Annotated in this window: 18 protein-coding genes and 1 other RNA gene; 17 read left to right on the top strand and 2 right to left on the bottom strand. The window is 56.3% G+C overall.

Annotated features, from left to right (window positions below; translation table 11 throughout):
- The first annotated feature begins 1 nt into the window (after position 1).
- The 4 genes from K0A93_08070 (at position 2) to ssrA (ending at position 2,657) form a co-directional block, all read left to right on the top strand.
- Positions 2-1,282: an amidohydrolase family protein gene (locus tag K0A93_08070; protein ID MBW6512054.1), complete on the top strand. Its 1,281-nt coding sequence runs from the start codon at positions 2-4 to the stop codon at positions 1,280-1,282.
- Complete coding sequence (locus K0A93_08065; protein MBW6512053.1) at positions 1,279-1,725, top strand: SoxR reducing system RseC family protein; 447 nt, start codon at positions 1,279-1,281, stop codon at positions 1,723-1,725. Before K0A93_08070 ends, K0A93_08065 begins: the two co-directional genes overlap by 4 nt.
- 3 nt (positions 1,726-1,728) lie before the next feature.
- Entirely contained in the window at positions 1,729-2,187 is a 459-nt protein-coding gene (gene smpB / locus K0A93_08060; GenBank protein MBW6512052.1) for an SsrA-binding protein SmpB, read from the top strand.
- A gap of 118 nt (positions 2,188-2,305) precedes the next feature.
- Positions 2,306-2,657, top strand: a transfer-messenger RNA (tmRNA) gene (gene ssrA / locus K0A93_08055).
- Positions 2,658-2,771: 114 nt separating this feature from the next.
- Here ssrA and K0A93_08050 read toward each other — a convergent pair.
- Positions 2,772-2,960: a hypothetical protein gene (locus K0A93_08050; protein ID MBW6512051.1), complete on the bottom strand. Its 189-nt coding sequence runs from the start codon at positions 2,958-2,960 to the stop codon at positions 2,772-2,774.
- A 286-nt stretch (positions 2,961-3,246) separates the two neighbouring features.
- Between K0A93_08050 and K0A93_08045 the strand changes: the two genes are divergently transcribed.
- From K0A93_08045 to K0A93_08035, 3 genes are read left to right on the top strand one after another with little or no spacing between them, the layout of a single operon-like run.
- On the top strand, positions 3,247-3,459 hold the full coding sequence (locus tag K0A93_08045) for a helix-turn-helix domain-containing protein (GenBank protein MBW6512050.1): 213 nt from the start codon (positions 3,247-3,249) through the stop codon (positions 3,457-3,459).
- Positions 3,452-4,990: an Eco57I restriction-modification methylase domain-containing protein gene (locus K0A93_08040; protein MBW6512049.1), complete on the top strand. Its 1,539-nt coding sequence runs from the start codon at positions 3,452-3,454 to the stop codon at positions 4,988-4,990. The genes K0A93_08045 and K0A93_08040 overlap by 8 nt, the downstream gene beginning before the upstream one ends.
- Positions 4,987-5,943 (top strand): hypothetical protein, encoded by a 957-nt coding sequence (locus K0A93_08035; protein MBW6512048.1) that lies wholly within the window; start codon positions 4,987-4,989, stop codon positions 5,941-5,943. Before K0A93_08040 ends, K0A93_08035 begins: the two co-directional genes overlap by 4 nt.
- A 138-nt stretch (positions 5,944-6,081) precedes the next feature.
- Here the strand turns inward: K0A93_08035 and K0A93_08030 are convergent, their stop codons facing one another.
- Positions 6,082-6,264 carry a hypothetical protein gene (locus K0A93_08030; GenBank protein MBW6512047.1) on the bottom strand — a complete coding sequence of 61 codons (183 nt, stop codon included), beginning with the start codon at positions 6,262-6,264 and terminating at the stop codon, positions 6,082-6,084.
- 4 nt (positions 6,265-6,268) lie between these two features.
- On the opposite strand from K0A93_08030, the gene K0A93_08025 reads away from it, so the two are divergent.
- From K0A93_08025 to K0A93_07980, 10 genes are read left to right on the top strand one after another with little or no spacing between them, the layout of a single operon-like run.
- Positions 6,269-6,697 carry a hypothetical protein gene (locus tag K0A93_08025; GenBank protein MBW6512046.1) on the top strand — a complete coding sequence of 143 codons (429 nt, stop codon included), beginning with the start codon at positions 6,269-6,271 and terminating at the stop codon, positions 6,695-6,697.
- On the top strand, positions 6,673-8,121 hold the full coding sequence (locus K0A93_08020; protein ID MBW6512045.1) for a DUF3375 domain-containing protein: 1,449 nt from the start codon (positions 6,673-6,675) through the stop codon (positions 8,119-8,121). The genes K0A93_08025 and K0A93_08020 overlap by 25 nt, the downstream gene beginning before the upstream one ends.
- Positions 8,121-8,753, top strand: coding sequence for a DUF4194 domain-containing protein (locus K0A93_08015; protein ID MBW6512044.1), 633 nt, complete (start codon positions 8,121-8,123; stop codon positions 8,751-8,753). Before K0A93_08020 ends, K0A93_08015 begins: the two co-directional genes overlap by 1 nt.
- Positions 8,746-12,111: an ATP-dependent exonuclease SbcCD, C subunit-like protein gene (locus tag K0A93_08010; GenBank protein ID MBW6512043.1), complete on the top strand. Its 3,366-nt coding sequence runs from the start codon at positions 8,746-8,748 to the stop codon at positions 12,109-12,111. Before K0A93_08015 ends, K0A93_08010 begins: the two co-directional genes overlap by 8 nt.
- Complete coding sequence (locus K0A93_08005; GenBank protein MBW6512042.1) at positions 12,108-13,286, top strand: hypothetical protein; 1,179 nt, start codon at positions 12,108-12,110, stop codon at positions 13,284-13,286. Before K0A93_08010 ends, K0A93_08005 begins: the two co-directional genes overlap by 4 nt.
- A gap of 29 nt (positions 13,287-13,315) precedes the next feature.
- Positions 13,316-13,648 carry a hypothetical protein gene (locus K0A93_08000; GenBank protein ID MBW6512041.1) on the top strand — a complete coding sequence of 111 codons (333 nt, stop codon included), beginning with the start codon at positions 13,316-13,318 and terminating at the stop codon, positions 13,646-13,648.
- A 9-nt stretch (positions 13,649-13,657) separates the two neighbouring features.
- Complete coding sequence (locus K0A93_07995; protein ID MBW6512040.1) at positions 13,658-13,795, top strand: hypothetical protein; 138 nt, start codon at positions 13,658-13,660, stop codon at positions 13,793-13,795.
- Entirely contained in the window at positions 13,792-14,205 is a 414-nt protein-coding gene (locus K0A93_07990) for a hypothetical protein (protein MBW6512039.1), read from the top strand. The genes K0A93_07995 and K0A93_07990 overlap by 4 nt, the downstream gene beginning before the upstream one ends.
- Positions 14,206-14,221: 16 nt before the next feature.
- Positions 14,222-14,572 carry a TraR/DksA C4-type zinc finger protein gene (locus K0A93_07985; GenBank protein ID MBW6512038.1) on the top strand — a complete coding sequence of 117 codons (351 nt, stop codon included), beginning with the start codon at positions 14,222-14,224 and terminating at the stop codon, positions 14,570-14,572.
- 38 nt (positions 14,573-14,610) lie between these two features.
- Complete coding sequence (locus tag K0A93_07980; GenBank protein MBW6512037.1) at positions 14,611-15,474, top strand: DMT family transporter; 864 nt, start codon at positions 14,611-14,613, stop codon at positions 15,472-15,474.
- Positions 15,475-15,563 lie beyond the last annotated feature (89 nt).

Below are 15,563 nucleotides of genomic sequence, written 5' to 3'. Positions count from 1 at the left end.
CGTGGAGCAGCTTTATCAAGCCCGAATTCTCTACACCCCCGGTCAGCCGTCGATCTGCGATGGTGCCCTGGTGGCGAACGCCGGGCGGATCGTCGCCGTCGGGGCCCGTTCCGCCTTGCGCAAGGATTATCCCGCAGCGCGGATCACCGACTTTGGCGACGCCATCATCCTCCCGCCACTGGTTAATGCCCATACCCACCTCGAACTGACGCTTTTCCCCGAATGGGCGCGTCTGTTTAATGAAAAAGGCACCTCACCAACTTTTGTTGACTGGATGTTGCGTATGGTGCGCGTCAAGCGCCAGATTGCACGTGAGGCGTTCGCGCCAGCGGTAGCAACCGGCCTGCGCGCGTCGCTGCAATCGGGCGTTGGTGCCATCGGTGACATCTTGTCTTCCTTTTGGGCCCGCTCAGCTTATCTCGACACCCCCATGCTGGGGCGGGTCTTTTTTGAAATCCTCGGCCGCGATCCGGCGCGTAACCATCAGCTCTTGTCCTCCGTAACAGCGCTCCTTGATGCGCACTATGGGGCGCTGTTGCCAGCGTTATCCCCTCACGCACCCTATACGATCAGCGCTGAATTTCTTGCCAACGTGATGACGTTGGCGACCGAGAAAAAGTTACCCCTGGCGATCCATCTTGCCGAGTCGAGCGATGAGGTCGAATTTTTGCAGACGGCAACCGGTCCGCTGATCGATAAATTTTATCCCTTTGTCGGCTGGCGCGATACCATGCCAATCGCCACCGCAAAAACACCGTTGACCTGGTTGGCATCATGTGGTCAACTCTCCTCCCGGACGTTGCTGATCCATGCCGTGCAGGTTACGACGGCGGATATCCAGGCCATCGCCGCCGCCCGCGCCAGCGTGGTTCTCTGCCCCCGATCGAATCATCGGCTGCACGTTGGTAAAGCGCCGGCAGGTGCCATGCACCGGGCCGGGATCAGACTGGCGCTCGGCACGGACAGTCTGGCCAGCAACGACAGTCTTTCGATCTGGGATGAACTCGCTTTTGCCCGCACTTGGTTCAACGGCGAACTCGATTCGCCCGCGCTGCTCGCCATGGCCACCATCAACGGTGCGGCGGCCCTCGGTCTGGTGGGTGAGTTGGGGCGGCTGGCCGCAGGGTGGGGCACCCACTTTCAGGTCTTGCGTCCGGCGGCGTTACCCCGCTTGACCGAAGTGGAAGATTTTTTAACCGCGCCGGGGCGTGACGCTGAAGTCAAGGCGCTTTATCTGCACGGGCGTAATCAACTTACAGGACAAGGTAGTATTTCACGATGATGGAAGAATACGGCACGGTCGCCGAACTCAAAGATGCCGGGGTGGCCACTATTCTTTGTTGCCGCAACAGCATGTGCGAACATTGCGTCTCGGCTGAAGCCTGTCACCCTGGCAACGACAAACAGACCATGCTGGTCGATGCCATCAATCTTCTCGGTGCCACCGTCGGTCAACGGGTCAGGCTTGCGGTCGATAGCGGCAGTTTTCTGCGCTCGTCATTTATCCTTTACATTGTACCGCTGATCGCCTTGGTGATCGGTGCGGCGAGTGGAGAAATGATCGGCCGTTTGTTGCACCTGAACGCCGATCCGAATCTGCTCGCCGCGCTGATCGGGACGGTTTTTCTGGTCGGATCGCTGCTTCTTATCAAGTTTGCCGGAAGGATCTTGTCGAACGAGCGTTACATGCCGCGCATCACCGCGATCATTGAGGAAGAAAATTAGTTTATGGGGATCAAGATTATTGCCAACAATAAAAAAGCCTACCACGACTACTTCATTGAAGATACCTGGGAGGCGGGGCTGGTGCTGACCGGGACGGAGATCAAATCGATCCGTGACGGCAAAGTCAGTCTCAAGGAATCGTTCTGTCGCATTCGTAACGGTGAGGCTTTTATCGACAATATGAATATCAGCGTCTACGAACAGGGGAATCGTTTCAACCACGATCCGACGCGTTCACGTAAACTGCTGCTGCATCGCCTCGAAATCGAAAAAATATCGAAGCGGGTGGATGAGCGCGGTTATACCCTGATTGCCACCAAGCTTTATCTCAAGGGTGGCCGAGCCAAGGTTGAGGTTGGTGTCGGCAAAGGGAAACATCTTTACGACAAACGCGAAACGCTCAAGCGTCAACAGGCGACTCGCGAGTCAGAACGGGCGATTCGCGAACATCGTGATGGTTGAAGTAAATTCTCGATTATGGCGCTAAATACTCGGAATTCAGTTATTTTGTTTATTTTCTTTGGCGTTTGTGGGATACTTCATCTGTAGCGAAAAATTAAAGCAAGTTCTTTGAGAATATGGGGGTGACCTGGTTTCGACGGGGATTGGAAGCGCAAGTGGCATGCCGGAGTGGGCTGGCTCCGTAACTAAGCCCATCATGTATAAACGCCGATACTGACGTTCAATACGCACTGGCAGCTTAATTGCTGTCACGTTTTTTGTTCCATCGCTCATGTGGAGCTTGAAACGTTAATTTAGTGAGCTAGTCTCGATATCTGTTCGCGGTGGCGAGGCGAAACCTTAGCGAAATCGCCCGAAGGGAATCCTGTTCGTGGGAGTTCTCAGGGTTAAATTTAAAACACGGACTACGCATGTAGAAGCTTGATGTGAAAAATTTTCGGACGCGGGTTCGATTCCCGCCACCTCCACCATTTAGAAAAGACAGACCCGTCCACTAACCGCGTCCGGTTATTGGGCGGGTTTTCTTTTTCTGCGTATTGTCAGCGACTTACGCCGCTTTCAGGGTGTCGGCGCTGTCGCCCCGATCACTCCTTTTTCGGGAAGTTCGTTATACCCCGCTTCTCTTTCGCCTCAAAATTCTCCGCATTCTTACCCCCATTCTTCGGACCTCGTCCGGTGTCCTGCATTTTTTCCTTCAACCGCTGCTCGGCGATCTCGTCGGCAAACTGGTTGATACTCTTCATGATTCCGTCAAACAGGTCGTTGATGTCCATGGCCAGTGGCTCCTCGTTGTGATTTCTGATTGCTTCCCCGCTTACTTACCGGAGAGACGGAGAAAGTGTCGGGTGTCGGCTGAAATTTTTTTCTTGTCTGTTCTCATGGCCCTTACTTACCGGGTGGCAGCAGGATGAGTCGGAAAAATCGGAAAAAATCCCACAATGACAATGACAATGACAATGACAATGACGCTGTATGCTGTTTTTTCTTGTCTTTATGGATGGCCATGGTTATCTTTCTTTATCAAATTTTCACTAAGAATCTCTTCCGAACGGTGAGGTCATGGATAAAATCGACAAATGGCTGACCATTGATGAACTGGCTGGCTACATCAAGATGAGCCGGACCAAGCTCTACGGCATGGCCCAGCGCGGCGAGGTTCCAGCCTCCAAGATCGGCACTCAGTGGCGTTTTGACAGGGATCGGATCGATGTGTGGATGAACGAGAATATGAGCGTACCAAGCAAGCGGAAAACGGGGGCTCAACATGCCTGAAGCATTACTGAAAGAACCATCGAATCTTTTATCTCGAGCAGATGCCTCAAGAAAAATTGCAAACGGCAAGCTCAAGGTTGAAACCAAAAGCGCTTTTGGTCAATACATGACACCAGCCGCCATTGCTTCTTTTATGGCTTCATTGTTTCCTACCCCATCAAATCAAAATATACGGTTGTTGGACCCCGGAGCTGGCGTCGGCAGTCTGACATCCGCTTTTGTCGAACATCTCTGCAAGAACAAAACAGGCTATCATATTGATGTAGATGCCTATGAGATAGACTCCGTAATGCGCTCATATTTGGAGAAGAATCTTAATCTGTGCGGAGCAACGGCAGCGAAATACGGTGGTTCGGTGACATGGCGTGTTTTTGCCGAGGACTTCATTACTGAAGCATCAAGGAAGACATCTTCGCTCAATAGCCTGTGGCCTGAAATAGTGAATAGGTATACGCACTGCATTATGAATCCTCCATATAAAAAGATTTCCAGTGCGTCGCGCCACAGGACATCTCTTCGCACTGCGGGAATCGAAACGGTTAATTTGTATTCTGCTTTCGTTGCCTTGTCCTTACTCCTGCTGGAAAAAGGCGGATATCTGGTTGCAATCATTCCAAGGAGCTTTTGCAATGGTCCGTACTATCGACCTTTTCGGGATTTTATACTGAAACATGCCGCTGTACGGCGCATTCATCTGTTCGGCTCCAGAAACAAGGCATTTAAGGAAGACAAGGTTCTTCAGGAAAATATCATCTTGGCGCTTGAAAAAGGCGGCCTGCAGAACGGGGTCATTGTCTCTACTTCTACCGACGATACATTCTCCGATACATCCATTTCTGATTATAAATTCAGGGAAATTGTCCGCGAGGATGATAAAGAACTTTTTATTCATATTCCGGCGACACCGGAAGCTGATTTCCTCGACGATGCGAAAGCATTTAACCACTCGCTTTTGCAACTTGGGATACAGGTTTCAACTGGCCCGGTCGTGGATTTTCGCATGAAGGATCAATTGAAAGCCATGCCTGAAGCCAGAACAGTGCCGTTGTTGTACCCATGTCATTTCAAGGGGCAGTCCATGCAATGGCCAATAGAAGGAGGGAAAAAGCCAAACGCGATTTTGTGTAACGAGGAAACGCAAAAATGGCTGTATCCAACAGGTTTTTATGCTGTGGTGCGCCGTTTCTCTTCAAAAGAAGAGAAACGGCGCATTGTTGCCAGCGTCGTCGACCCTGCCGTGTTTGATGCAGCGGAAAAGATTGGATTAGAAAATCACCTCAATGTTTTCCATAGCAATAAAGAGCCGCTAACGGAGACTCTTGCGAGAGGGCTTGCCGTCTTTCTCAATTCGACGGCAGTTGATGACAACTTTCGGCGGTTTAGCGGCCACACACAAGTAAATGCAACTGATCTCAAACTTATGAAGTACCCAAGCCGCAAGGCCCTCATTGAACTCGGAAAATGGGCAATCAAGCAAGGGGATTTGAGCCAGGAAATGATCGACGAAGAAATGGAGAGAATCGCAGTATGAGTCAGGATAAAAACCATAAGCAAATCAGTGAGGCAATCAATATCCTGGCAGCTCTTGGAATGCCGAGGGCGCAGCAAAACGAGCGTTCCGCGCTCTGTCTTCTTGCATTGCTGAATCTCACGCCTGGCAAGAAATGGAAGAAGTCTGAAAAGCCGCTGATAGGGATAACGCCCATCATGGACTGGGCGCGTGAGCACTATCAAAAGGACTACGCCCCAAATACTCGGGAAACCGTCAGGAAGCAAACCATGCATCAGTTCGTGGATGCTGGAATCGCACTCTACAATCCTGACAAACCCGCCCGGCCTGTGAACAGCCCCAAGGCTGTTTATCAGATTGAAGATACCGTTCTGGAGTTGCTGCGTTCCTTTGGCACTTCAGCGTGGCATGACAACCTGACTTCCTACCTTGCCGACAAAGAGACCCTTGCGGCGCGTTACGCAATGAAACGGGAACAGAATCGGGTTCCCGTGAAAATCGCCAAGGGCAAGGAGATCACCCTGAGTCCCGGCGAGCATAGCGAACTGATACGAGACATCATTGAGGAGTTCGGACCTCGATTCGTTCCTGGCGGTGTGCTGATCTATGCTGGCGATACCGGTGACAAATGGGGATATTTCGATGCTCCTTTGCTTTTCGATCTCGGCGTCAGTGTCGATTCTCACGGGAAGATGCCTGATGTAGTTCTGTTCTGTACGGAAAGAAAATGGCTGTTACTCGTTGAATCCGTTGCCAGCCACGGTCCTGTGGACGGCAAAAGGCATGCGGAACTGTCACAGCTTTTCGCCAATTCCAAAGCGGGAATTGTCTATGTCACCGCATTTCCGAACCGTTCCCTTATGGGTCGGTATCTTGGAGAAATCGCATGGGAAACAGAAGTATGGGTAGCTGATGCTCCATCCCATTTAATTCATTTCAATGGAGAAAGGTTCCTCGGGCCATATGCAGATTGAAATGAATTCAACACACCACGGTCAATTCATAAAAGCTCGAATCAGGGAAGGTTCGGCATGAGCGCAGAAGCCACATACAACCCGCCCTACACCATCACCCCCGAGATCCTGAACCGGGTCGCCGCGATCAGCTTTGGCCTAGGGTGGCTCACCGTGCTCACCGATCAGGCGAAAGCCTTGCGGTTGCGGCGCATCAACCGCATCCGCACCATTCACGGCTCGCTGGCCATCGAAGGCAACACCCTGAGCGAGGCGCAGATCACCGCGATTCTCGACGGCAAGCGGATCATCGCTCCGCCCCGCGAAGTGCAGGAGGTACATCCCGGTGGAAAGCCTGATCTTCGAGCACCAGGTCGAGTATTACCAGGCCATTCAGGAAAGCACCCACAAGACCGACTCCGCCCCGTTCATCGCCTTCATGCTGCGGATGATTCTGGATACCGTGACCAGTTCGACCCCGGAAGTAACCCGGGAAGTTACCCCGGAAGTCAGATTGCTTTCAGTCTTGACCGCCGAGATGACCCGGCAGCAACTCAAAGAGGCGCTCGGGCTGAAAGACGATGAGCATTTTCGCAAGGCCTATCTGCTCCCCGCTTTGGAGGCCGGATTGGTTAAAATGACCATCCCCGACAAGCCGCGCAGCAGCAAGCAGAAATACCGCCTGACCGTCAAGGGGCGTCAGGTGATGCCCGGCACGGGCACGGCGGTGGATAACCCCCGGGGGAAGATATGGCACTCGACTACGCAACATTAGAGCTGCTCCGCCAGAACCACCCGGCCTGGCGGCTGCTGCGCGCCCAGCATGCGCCGCTGGTGGCCGGTTTTTTGCGCCGGGTGTTCATCGTGCCCAATGTCCGCGAGCTGTCGCAGGCAGACCTGGTCGAGGCGTTGGAAGATGAGCTCTTTGTTTTGCGCGAGCAACTCGGGGGCGGGGCTTTTCCCGGCTCCGCGCAAACATACATCAACGACTGGGCCGACAACGACAAGGGGTGGCTGCGCAAGTTCTATCCGACCGGCACCGATGAACCGCACTTTGATCTGACTCCGGCGACGGAAAAGGTTTTGGCCTGGCTGGAAGGACTGACCGAACGCGCTTTTGTCGGCACCGAGTCGCGGCTTCTGACCCTGTTTGACCTGCTGCGGCAGATGAGTGAGGGGAGCCAGACCGACCCCGAAGTGCGGATTAACGAGTTGCAAAAACGGCGCGGCGAGATTGATAATGAAATCTCCCGCATTCTTGGCGGCGATATCCCGCTTATGGACGATACGGCGCTCAAAGACCGTTTTCAGCAGTTTTTACAGCTGGCGCGGGAACTGTTGACCGATTTTCGCGAGGTGGAACAGAATTTTCGCACCCTCGATCGCCGCGTGCGCGAGCGCATCGCTCTCTGGGAAGGGGCCAAGGGCACCCTGCTCGAACAGATTCTGGGGGAACGCGACGCCATCGCCGATTCCGACCAAGGGAAGAGCTTTCGCGCTTTCTGGGATTTTCTGATGTCGCAAACCCGCCAGGAAGAGTTGAGCGGCTTGCTGCAACAGGTGCTGGCCTTGCCGCCGATTGTCGCGCTGCGCCCCGATGCCCGTCTGCAGCGGGTTCACTACGACTGGCTGGAGGCGGGCGAATATACCCAGCGCACCGTGGCGCGACTCTCCGAGCAGTTGCGCCGCTTTCTCGATGATCAGGCCTGGCTGGAGAATCGCCGCATCATGGATATTCTCCACCAGATCGAGGCCCACGCCCTGGCGCTGCGCGAAGACCTGCCCGCCGGCGAGTTCATGCCCCTGGCCAAAGTATCCGCGAGTATCGATCTGCCGCTGGAACGACCGCTTTATCGCCTCGCGCTCAAACCTTTGATTGCCGAGCTGGCCCTGGACGATGGGGAGGTTGAAATCGACACCGCCGCGCTGTATGCGCAGGTGGTGGTTGACAAGGCGGAGCTGGCGCGCAACATCCGTCAGGCCTTACAGGGGCGCAATCAGGTAAGTCTGGGCGAGGTGGTGGCCAAACATCCTTTGCGGAATGGTCTGGCCGAACTGGTAACCTATCTGCACCTGGCCGGGGAGTGGTCGCAAAAGGTGGTCGATGAACAGCAGCAGGAACAGGTGAGCTGGCAGACGGATACCGGGGCGACCCGCCGGGCCAGCATGCCGCGGATTATTTTATTGAGGAACGGATAATGGAGCATACTGATAACCTGGGCCGCCGGTCGCTTGACCCGCAGCACGAAATCTCAGCGGTGGTCGTGCCGCTGCTGAAGGGCGTAATTTACCAGGAGGAACACTCGGGGCTGTGGAATGCTCTGCTGAATATGCAGGCTGGCGTGCGCGACTACGTCGCCGTGCTCGGGTTGGAACTGCTGCTTGACGAGGCGGAAGGCTACGCCTTTTTGCGCTCTCGGCCTGAAACCGGGGAGGTGGGGGGCAACGCCGTCCCCCGGCTGGTGGCAAGGCGGCAGCTGTCTTATCCGGTCAGTTTGCTGTTGGCGTTGTTGCGTAAAAAACTCGCTGAAAGCGATGCCGGAGGCGGAGATACGCGACTGATTCTTTCGCGGGATGAAGTGGTGGAGCTGATTCGGATTTTTCTGCCGGCTGGTAGTAACGATGTCAAATTGATCGATCAGGTTGATGCCACGCTGAGTAAAATTGCTGAGCTGGGATTTGTACGTCGCCTGCGCGGCCAGGGGCAGATGATTGAAGTCCGGCGGATTCTCAAGGCCTTTGTCGATGCGCAATGGCTGGCCGACTTTGATCAGCGCCTGGCCGAATACCGGCAGCCGTTTGCGCAGCCGCAGGAGGACGTCGATGTCTGAGACCCTTGAACTGGAGTTTATGGCCGATGATAATCTGGCTGGCTTCCGTCTGCAAAGGCTGGAGGTTTTCAACTGGGGGACCTTCGACGGCCGGGTCTGGACGTTGCGGCTGGAGGGTAAAAACGGCCTGCTCACCGGCGATATCGGTTCCGGTAAATCGACGCTGGTCGATGCCGTGACCACCCTGCTGGTACCGAGCCAGCGCATCGCCTACAACAAGGCCGCAGGTGCCGACAGCCGGGAACGTTCGTTGCGCTCCTACGTGCTCGGTTATTTTAAATCCGAACGCCAGGAACCCCTGGGCAGCGCCAAGCCGGTCGCCTTACGCGATCCCAATAGCTATTCGGTGGTTCTCGGGGTCTTTTACAATGCCGGTTACCACAAAACGGTGACTTTGGCCCAGGTGTTCTGGATGAAGGACACCGCCGGTCAGCCGGCGCGCCTCTATGCCGCCTGCGAAGGCGAGCTATCGATCAGCGCCGACTTCGCAGGTTTTGGCACTGAGATCAGCGGTCTGCGCAAACGGCTTCGGGGGGCCGGGGTCGAGTTGTTTGACAGTTTTCCACCTTACGGAGCCTGGTTTCGCCGGCGCTTCGGGATCGATAACGAGCAGGCGCTCGACCTGTTTCATCAGACCGTTTCTCTCAAATCAGTGGGGAATCTCACCGATTTCGTGCGCAGCCACATGCTTGAACCGTTTGATGTCGTGCCGCGAATCGCCGCCCTGATCCAGCATTTTGAAAATCTCAATCGGGCCCACGAAGCCGTTCTCAAGGCCAAACGTCAGGTGGAGATGCTGGAACCCCTGGCGGCCGACTGCGATCGGCACCGGGATCTGCTGCAAACGACGGAAAACCTGCGGGACTGCCGCGACACCCTGCGCCCCTGGTTTGCCGGTCTCAAGTCGGAATTGCTGGCGAAGCGGCTCGCTGCTCTGCAAGAGGAATTGCAGCGCCACCAGGCGGTGGTCGAACGGCTGGAAGAGCAGCGCCGTGCCCAGCTGGGGCGTGAACGTGAGTTGCGGCGTACCATTGCCGAAAACGGCGGTGATCGGATTGAGAGCATCGGCGAGGAGATTCGCCAGCTGCAGGATGAACTCGGCCGGCGCAGACAAAAAGCCGCCCACTATGCTGAGCTGGTGCGACTCATTGGCGCCCACCCCGCGACCACCCAGGTGGATTTCCTGCGCCAGCGTGCTGAATGCGCGACCTTGCGCGCAGCCACCGCTGCTGCGGAAGATCGGGTGCAGAACGAGCTGAATGAGGCGGGGGTCTTTTTTGCCCAGGGGCGGCGTGAGCACCAACAGCTGACCGCCGAGATCAGGGGGCTGAAAGCCCGCCGCAGCAATATTGACGAAAAACAGATCGCCATGCGGCGCAGTCTCTGTCAGGCGCTGAATCTGGCGGAAGATGAGATGCCGTTCGCTGGTGAATTGCTTCAGGTCCGCGAAGACGAACGCGACTGGGAAGGCGCTATTGAACGCCTGTTGCACAACTTCGGGCTCTCGCTGCTGGTGCCGGATCAGGCCTACGCCAGGGTCGCTGAATGGGTCGATAGCACCCACTTGAAAGGGCGACTGGTCTATTTCCGGGTTCGACCGCAGGGGCGCAAGGAGCGGGCAACCGGACGTCCTGATTCGCTGGCGCGCAAACTGGCGATCAAGGCGGATTCCGCCTATTTTGACTGGCTGGAACAGGAAGTCGGCCAGCGTTTCGATCTGGCCTGTTGCACCAGTCAGGAAGAATTCCGGCGGGAAAAGAAAGCCATCACTCTGGCCGGGCAGATCAAGGCGCCCGGTGAGCGCCACGAAAAAGACGACCGCCACCGCCTCGACGATCGCAGCCGCTATGTTCTCGGCTGGAGCAATGCCGCCAAGATCCAGGCCCTGGAAGAAAAAGCGCAAGGAGAGGAGACGCAGCTGGCTGAATTTGCCGGTCGCATCGGTCAGCTGCAGCAGGAACAGAAAAACCTCAAAGAGCGCCTGGACACCCTTGCAAAGCTGGAGGTCTTTGCGGATTACCGCGATCTCGACTGGCAACCTTTGGTGGTGACCATCGGTCGGCTGGAAGCGGAAAAGCATAATCTTGAGGCCGCTTCCGATCTGTTGCAAACCCTGGCCGGGCAACTCGGCGCGCTGGAATCCGAACTGCGCGAAACCGAACAGCAGCTTGACGAACGCAAGGACAAGCGCTCGAAAACCGAACAGAAAATGAGCGCCGCGCAGGAGGTGCAGCAGCAGGCTGGCGCGCTGCTGGCGGACGTCGGCGCGGAAGCGGTCCAGCGCTTTGCCCTGCTGGAAGCGCTGCGCGAGGAGGCGCTCGGCGGCCATGTGCTGACGGTTGAGTCCTGTGACAACCGCGAGCGGGACATGCGTGACTGGCTGCAGACGAAAATCGACGCCGAGGACCGCAAGCTCAGCCGCCTGAGTGAAAAGATCATTAGGGCCATGGCCGAATATCGGGAAACCTGGCAGCTGGAAACCCGCGATGTCGATGCCAGTCTTGCGGCCGCTGACGAATATCGCGGCATGCTCGATCAGCTGCGGGCCGACGATCTGCCGCGTTTTGAGGCGCGTTTCAAGGAGCTGCTCAACGTCAATGCCATTAACGAAATTGCCAACTTCAATTCCCAGCTGCATCGCGAACGCGAAACGATTAAAGAACGGATCGCGCATATCAACGAATCGCTCACCCAGATCGACTACAATCCCGGGCGTTACATCAGCCTCGAAACCCAAGCGACCGTCGATGCCGATATCCGTGATTTTCAAGCCGATCTCCGCGCCTGTACCGACAGCACCACCACCGGCTCGGGCGACGCACAATATTCTGAGGTTAAATTCCTGCAGGTGCGGCGGATCATTGAGCGTTTTCGTGGTCGCGATGAATCCGCCGATCTGGATCGGCGCTGGACGGCCAAGGTCACCGATGTGCGCAACTGGTTCATGTTTGCCGCCAGCGAACGCTGGCGCGAAGATAACAGCGAACATGAACATTATGCCGATTCCGGCGGCAAATCTGGCGGCCAAAAAGAGAAGCTCGCTTACACCGTCCTCGCCGCCAGTCTGGCGTATCAATTTGGTCTGGAATGGGGCGCGGTGCGCTCGCGCTCTTTCCGTTTTGTGGTGATCGACGAGGCGTTCGGGCGCGGTTCCGATGAATCGGCCCAATATGGCCTGGAGCTGTTCGCCCAGCTCAATCTGCAACTGCTGATCGTCACGCCGTTGCAGAAGATCCACATCATCGAGCCCTTTGTCGCCGGTGTCGGCTTTGTGCACAATGAAGACGGCCGCAACTCGGTGTTGCGCAATCTCACCATCGAGGAATATCGGGCCGAGAAGCAAAGGATGCAGGGATGAGCTGGACGACCCCGGCCGATCTCAAAACTCAGGTGCAAAAGCTCTGGGATCGCGGTTTGCTGCTCGCCTGCGTGGCGGGCGGAGAATCGCCCTTCCCGCGACGTCTGACCCTCAAAGGCCCTGATTCACGGGAGCTGGGCGAACGCTTCCCCGAGGTGCGGGACTGGATCGCCCAGTTGTCCGCTGCTGCCGGTCCCTATCGCATCGCATGGCGCAGCGTCAACCACCGCGTTCTTGGAACCAATGACATCCCGGCGGCCATCTGGATCGACCGGCTTGCTGACGCTCTCGGCCTCATCGGCAAGCGCCGGGCAGCGGAACAGTTTGCATTGCTGGTTGAACTGACCAGGGACAAACAGCCTGAATTGCTCCCCTGGCTGGCCAAGCGGCCGCTGCGTGCCTTGGAATTGGCCGAAGACTGGCCGCGACTATTGGAGATTGTTGCCTGGTGCCTCACGCATCCTCGCCCGGCGATCTATCTGCGTCAGATTGACCTGCCGGGTGTCCATACCAAGTTGATTGAAGGGCATCGCGGCGTGCTGACGGAACTGCTCGATCTTGTGTTGCCGGAGCACTCTATTGATGGAATTCACACGGGCATCGGCGGGTTCTGTCGGCGCTATGGTTTTCTTGATAAACCGTCACGGGTGCGTTTTCGAATGTTGGACTCGCATGCCCGGCTGCTGCCGGTGGCAGTCGATCAGGATATCACCCTGACACAGGCAGCCTTCGCGGCTCTCGATCCGCCGGTAGCCAAGGTCTTCATCACTGAAAACGAGATCAACTTCCTGGCGTTTCCGGAGGTTCCTGATGCCCTGGTGATTTTCGGGGCGGGGTACGGCTTTGACAACCTCGCGGCCGTACACTGGCTGCACGAAAAAGAAATCTACTATTGGGGAGACATCGATACTCACGGCTTTGCCATTCTCAATCAATTACGCGGAACCTTTCCTCATGCCGTTTCTTTTCTGATGGACCGGCAGACACTCTTTGCACACAAGACCCTCTGGGGGGGTGAAACGCAACCTGAAACAGCGACTCTTACGCGGTTGAACGCTGAAGAATCGATCCTTTATGATCAACTGCGCCAGAGCCATTGGGGAGAACGAGTTCGGCTTGAGCAAGAGAGGATAAGTTTCGATTTATTGCTTGACGTTCTGCACACGTTGACGTGAAACAAAGCGAGATTCTGGAAGGACATTCTATGAATCAAATGAAACCGTTTGCCGGAAAATGGCGCATTGTCGAGATGGAGGTCTGGGATCAGGATTACGTCGATATGGAGGTACCGGGATTTATCCACATCGGTTCAGATGGAACCGGACAGTTTCAGTTCGGGCTGATATCCGGGGATGTCGATGGCCGGGTGGAGCAATGCGGTAATGCGCCACGTTTCGATTTTTCCTGGTCCGGACAGGATGAAAACGATCCGGTCTGCGGTCGGGGTTGGGCGGTTATTGAAAATGGCGAGCTGAACGGCTGCATCTATCTGCATCTGGCGGACGACTCGGCCTTTCGGGCCACAAAATCAGCGTGAGACGTTGCCGTGAGTGAATACCAGGATCTTGAGTTTCTCGCCGTCGACCGTCCCTTGACAGCTCGGGAGATGGACAACCTGCGTGCTATCTCCTCGCGGGCGCAAATCACCCCGGTCAGCTTCATCAACGATTATGGTGAGAAATGAGCGTCGACAGGAACAGTGAAGCGGAGAGTTTTCGCGCCTGGACACCGGATTTCGACAGCTGGCCGACGAGCTGGATGGGCGTTGCGGAAGATCTCGCTTACGGCAGGAAGCTGTTGCCCTGGTTTGCCGGTTTTCTGCAGGCGCTTTATGCCGAGGGATTATCCCGCAAGACCTTCGCCCGGTATCGCGACCACCTCTGGTCGCTTGGCGGCACGATCATCCGAGATGTTTCCCTGTACGAGGAGTATCAGGACGATCCGCTGGAGAAGCTGCGCGAATCGGTCGCTGATGACGGTATTCTACCCGATCATTATGACCAGATGACCCAGGCCGAACTGAAGGCCTTCGAGCGCATGTGCCGCAAATTCAAAAAATATCTCGGGGAGAACCGCTCCGACGAGACCGCATAGGGAAAGACGAACAGCCATGACACCCGACCAACTCGAACACTTTCGCCAACTGCTGGAAGCTCAGCGGCAGGAGCTGCTGGCGAGCAAGGATGCCGCCAGAGACTCCACCAGGCCGGTGACGCTCGATCAGGCCAGCGTCGGTCGCCTCTCGCGGATGGATGCCATGCAGGGGCAGGCGATGGCCATTGCGTCCCAGCGCCGTCGCGACCTTCAGTTGCAGCGCATCCATGCTGCACTTGCGCGGATGCAATCCGAAGATTACGGCCTGTGCATAGCCTGTGAGGAAGAGATTGCCATTCGCCGCCTGGAAACCGACCCCGCCGCAACCCTCTGTATTGATTGCGCATCCCGGCAGGAGAGGCGCTAAGTGGTGACAATCGCAAGGATGTCGGAAGGGAGGGTCGCATGATCTCCACGTCGGTGCTCTACGCACTGCTCAGTCTGACATGCGCCGGAGTCAACGACGTTGTGTTCAAGCGCTATGCGGGCAAAGACCGTTCGCGTGGGGTCTACGTCTTCGGCATCGGCTTGATCTGGTTGATTCTCCAGGTTGCCTATGCCGCCATCCGGGGGATTGAATTTACCCTGTCCGATATCTCGCTGGTGTACGGTCTTGCCGCCGGGGTGCTGCTGACCGGTTCCAATATCTTGCTGCTGGAGAGCCTGTCCCATATCGACGCCAGTCTCGGATCGACGGTCTATCGACTCAACACGGTAGGCGTGGTGGCGCTCTCGGTGCTGTTTCTTCAGGAAAGTCTCGGTTGGTTCAAGGTGCTTGGCGTTGTCGCAGGGGTCGGCGCGGTCATCCTGCTCTACCGCCCCGGCGGTCATGGCGAAGCGACCGGCCGACGTTTCGCGCTGTTTTTCGCTCTGGCCGTGGCGGCTTCGCTGCTGCGCGCCGTCTATGGCGTGGTGTCCAAGGCGGGGCTGAATCAGGGCGCGTCACTGCAGACGTTGCTGGTGCTGTCGGCACTTTGCTGGGTCATCGGCGGTTTTGTCTACGCCTTGGTTCGGGAAAAGCGCTTCCGCATGACCGGCAAGAAAGCCGCCTATGCCTCTCTTTCGGGTGTGCTGGTGTTTCTGATCGTCAATTTCCTGCTGCTGGCCATCGAGAAGGGTCAGGCCAGCGTTGTCATTCCCATCGCCAATATGAGTTTTGCTGTCGCCCTGTTGTTGGCCGTCGGGTTGGGAATGGAACGACTGACCCTGCATAAAATCGCCGCTGTGTCCATGGCGGTTGGTTCCATCCTGATGCTGTCATTGGTGTAGTCAGTGTGAAAGGTGCACATCATGAAAAGGAGAGTAAGTGGCGGCGTGCCAAATTGACGCCTTCCCTTGGCTTCGATCAGAGGACAAGG

It is taken from the genome of Desulfuromonadaceae bacterium (assembly GCA_019429445.1).
Classification (GTDB): domain Bacteria; phylum Desulfobacterota; class Desulfuromonadia; order Desulfuromonadales; family JAHYIW01; genus JAHYIW01.
This window is presented reverse-complemented; position numbering and strand designations above follow the sequence as displayed.

What these genes read in the sequence shown, in the direction of transcription:
- K0A93_08010 (MBW6512043.1), top strand. Translation starts at nt 8,746, where the DNA reads ATGTCTGAGACCCTTGAACTGGAGTTTATGGCCGATGATAATCTGGCT.
- K0A93_08000 (MBW6512041.1), top strand. Translation starts at nt 13,316, where the DNA reads ATGAATCAAATGAAACCGTTTGCCGGAAAATGGCGCATTGTCGAGATG.
- K0A93_08030 (MBW6512047.1), bottom strand. Translation starts at nt 6,264, where the DNA reads ATGTACCTCCTGCACTTCGCGGGGCGGAGCGATGATCCGCTTGCCGTC.
- smpB (MBW6512052.1), top strand. Translation starts at nt 1,729, where the DNA reads ATGGGGATCAAGATTATTGCCAACAATAAAAAAGCCTACCACGACTAC.
- K0A93_08020 (MBW6512045.1), top strand. Translation starts at nt 6,673, where the DNA reads ATGGCACTCGACTACGCAACATTAGAGCTGCTCCGCCAGAACCACCCG.
- K0A93_08040 (MBW6512049.1), top strand. Translation starts at nt 3,452, where the DNA reads ATGCCTGAAGCATTACTGAAAGAACCATCGAATCTTTTATCTCGAGCA.
- K0A93_08050 (MBW6512051.1), bottom strand. Translation starts at nt 2,960, where the DNA reads ATGGACATCAACGACCTGTTTGACGGAATCATGAAGAGTATCAACCAG.
- K0A93_08065 (MBW6512053.1), top strand. Translation starts at nt 1,279, where the DNA reads ATGATGGAAGAATACGGCACGGTCGCCGAACTCAAAGATGCCGGGGTG.
- K0A93_07985 (MBW6512038.1), top strand. Translation starts at nt 14,222, where the DNA reads ATGACACCCGACCAACTCGAACACTTTCGCCAACTGCTGGAAGCTCAG.
- K0A93_08045 (MBW6512050.1), top strand. Translation starts at nt 3,247, where the DNA reads ATGGATAAAATCGACAAATGGCTGACCATTGATGAACTGGCTGGCTAC.
- K0A93_07990 (MBW6512039.1), top strand. Translation starts at nt 13,792, where the DNA reads ATGAGCGTCGACAGGAACAGTGAAGCGGAGAGTTTTCGCGCCTGGACA.
- K0A93_07980 (MBW6512037.1), top strand. Translation starts at nt 14,611, where the DNA reads ATGATCTCCACGTCGGTGCTCTACGCACTGCTCAGTCTGACATGCGCC.
- K0A93_08015 (MBW6512044.1), top strand. Translation starts at nt 8,121, where the DNA reads ATGGAGCATACTGATAACCTGGGCCGCCGGTCGCTTGACCCGCAGCAC.
- K0A93_08005 (MBW6512042.1), top strand. Translation starts at nt 12,108, where the DNA reads ATGAGCTGGACGACCCCGGCCGATCTCAAAACTCAGGTGCAAAAGCTC.
- K0A93_08035 (MBW6512048.1), top strand. Translation starts at nt 4,987, where the DNA reads ATGAGTCAGGATAAAAACCATAAGCAAATCAGTGAGGCAATCAATATC.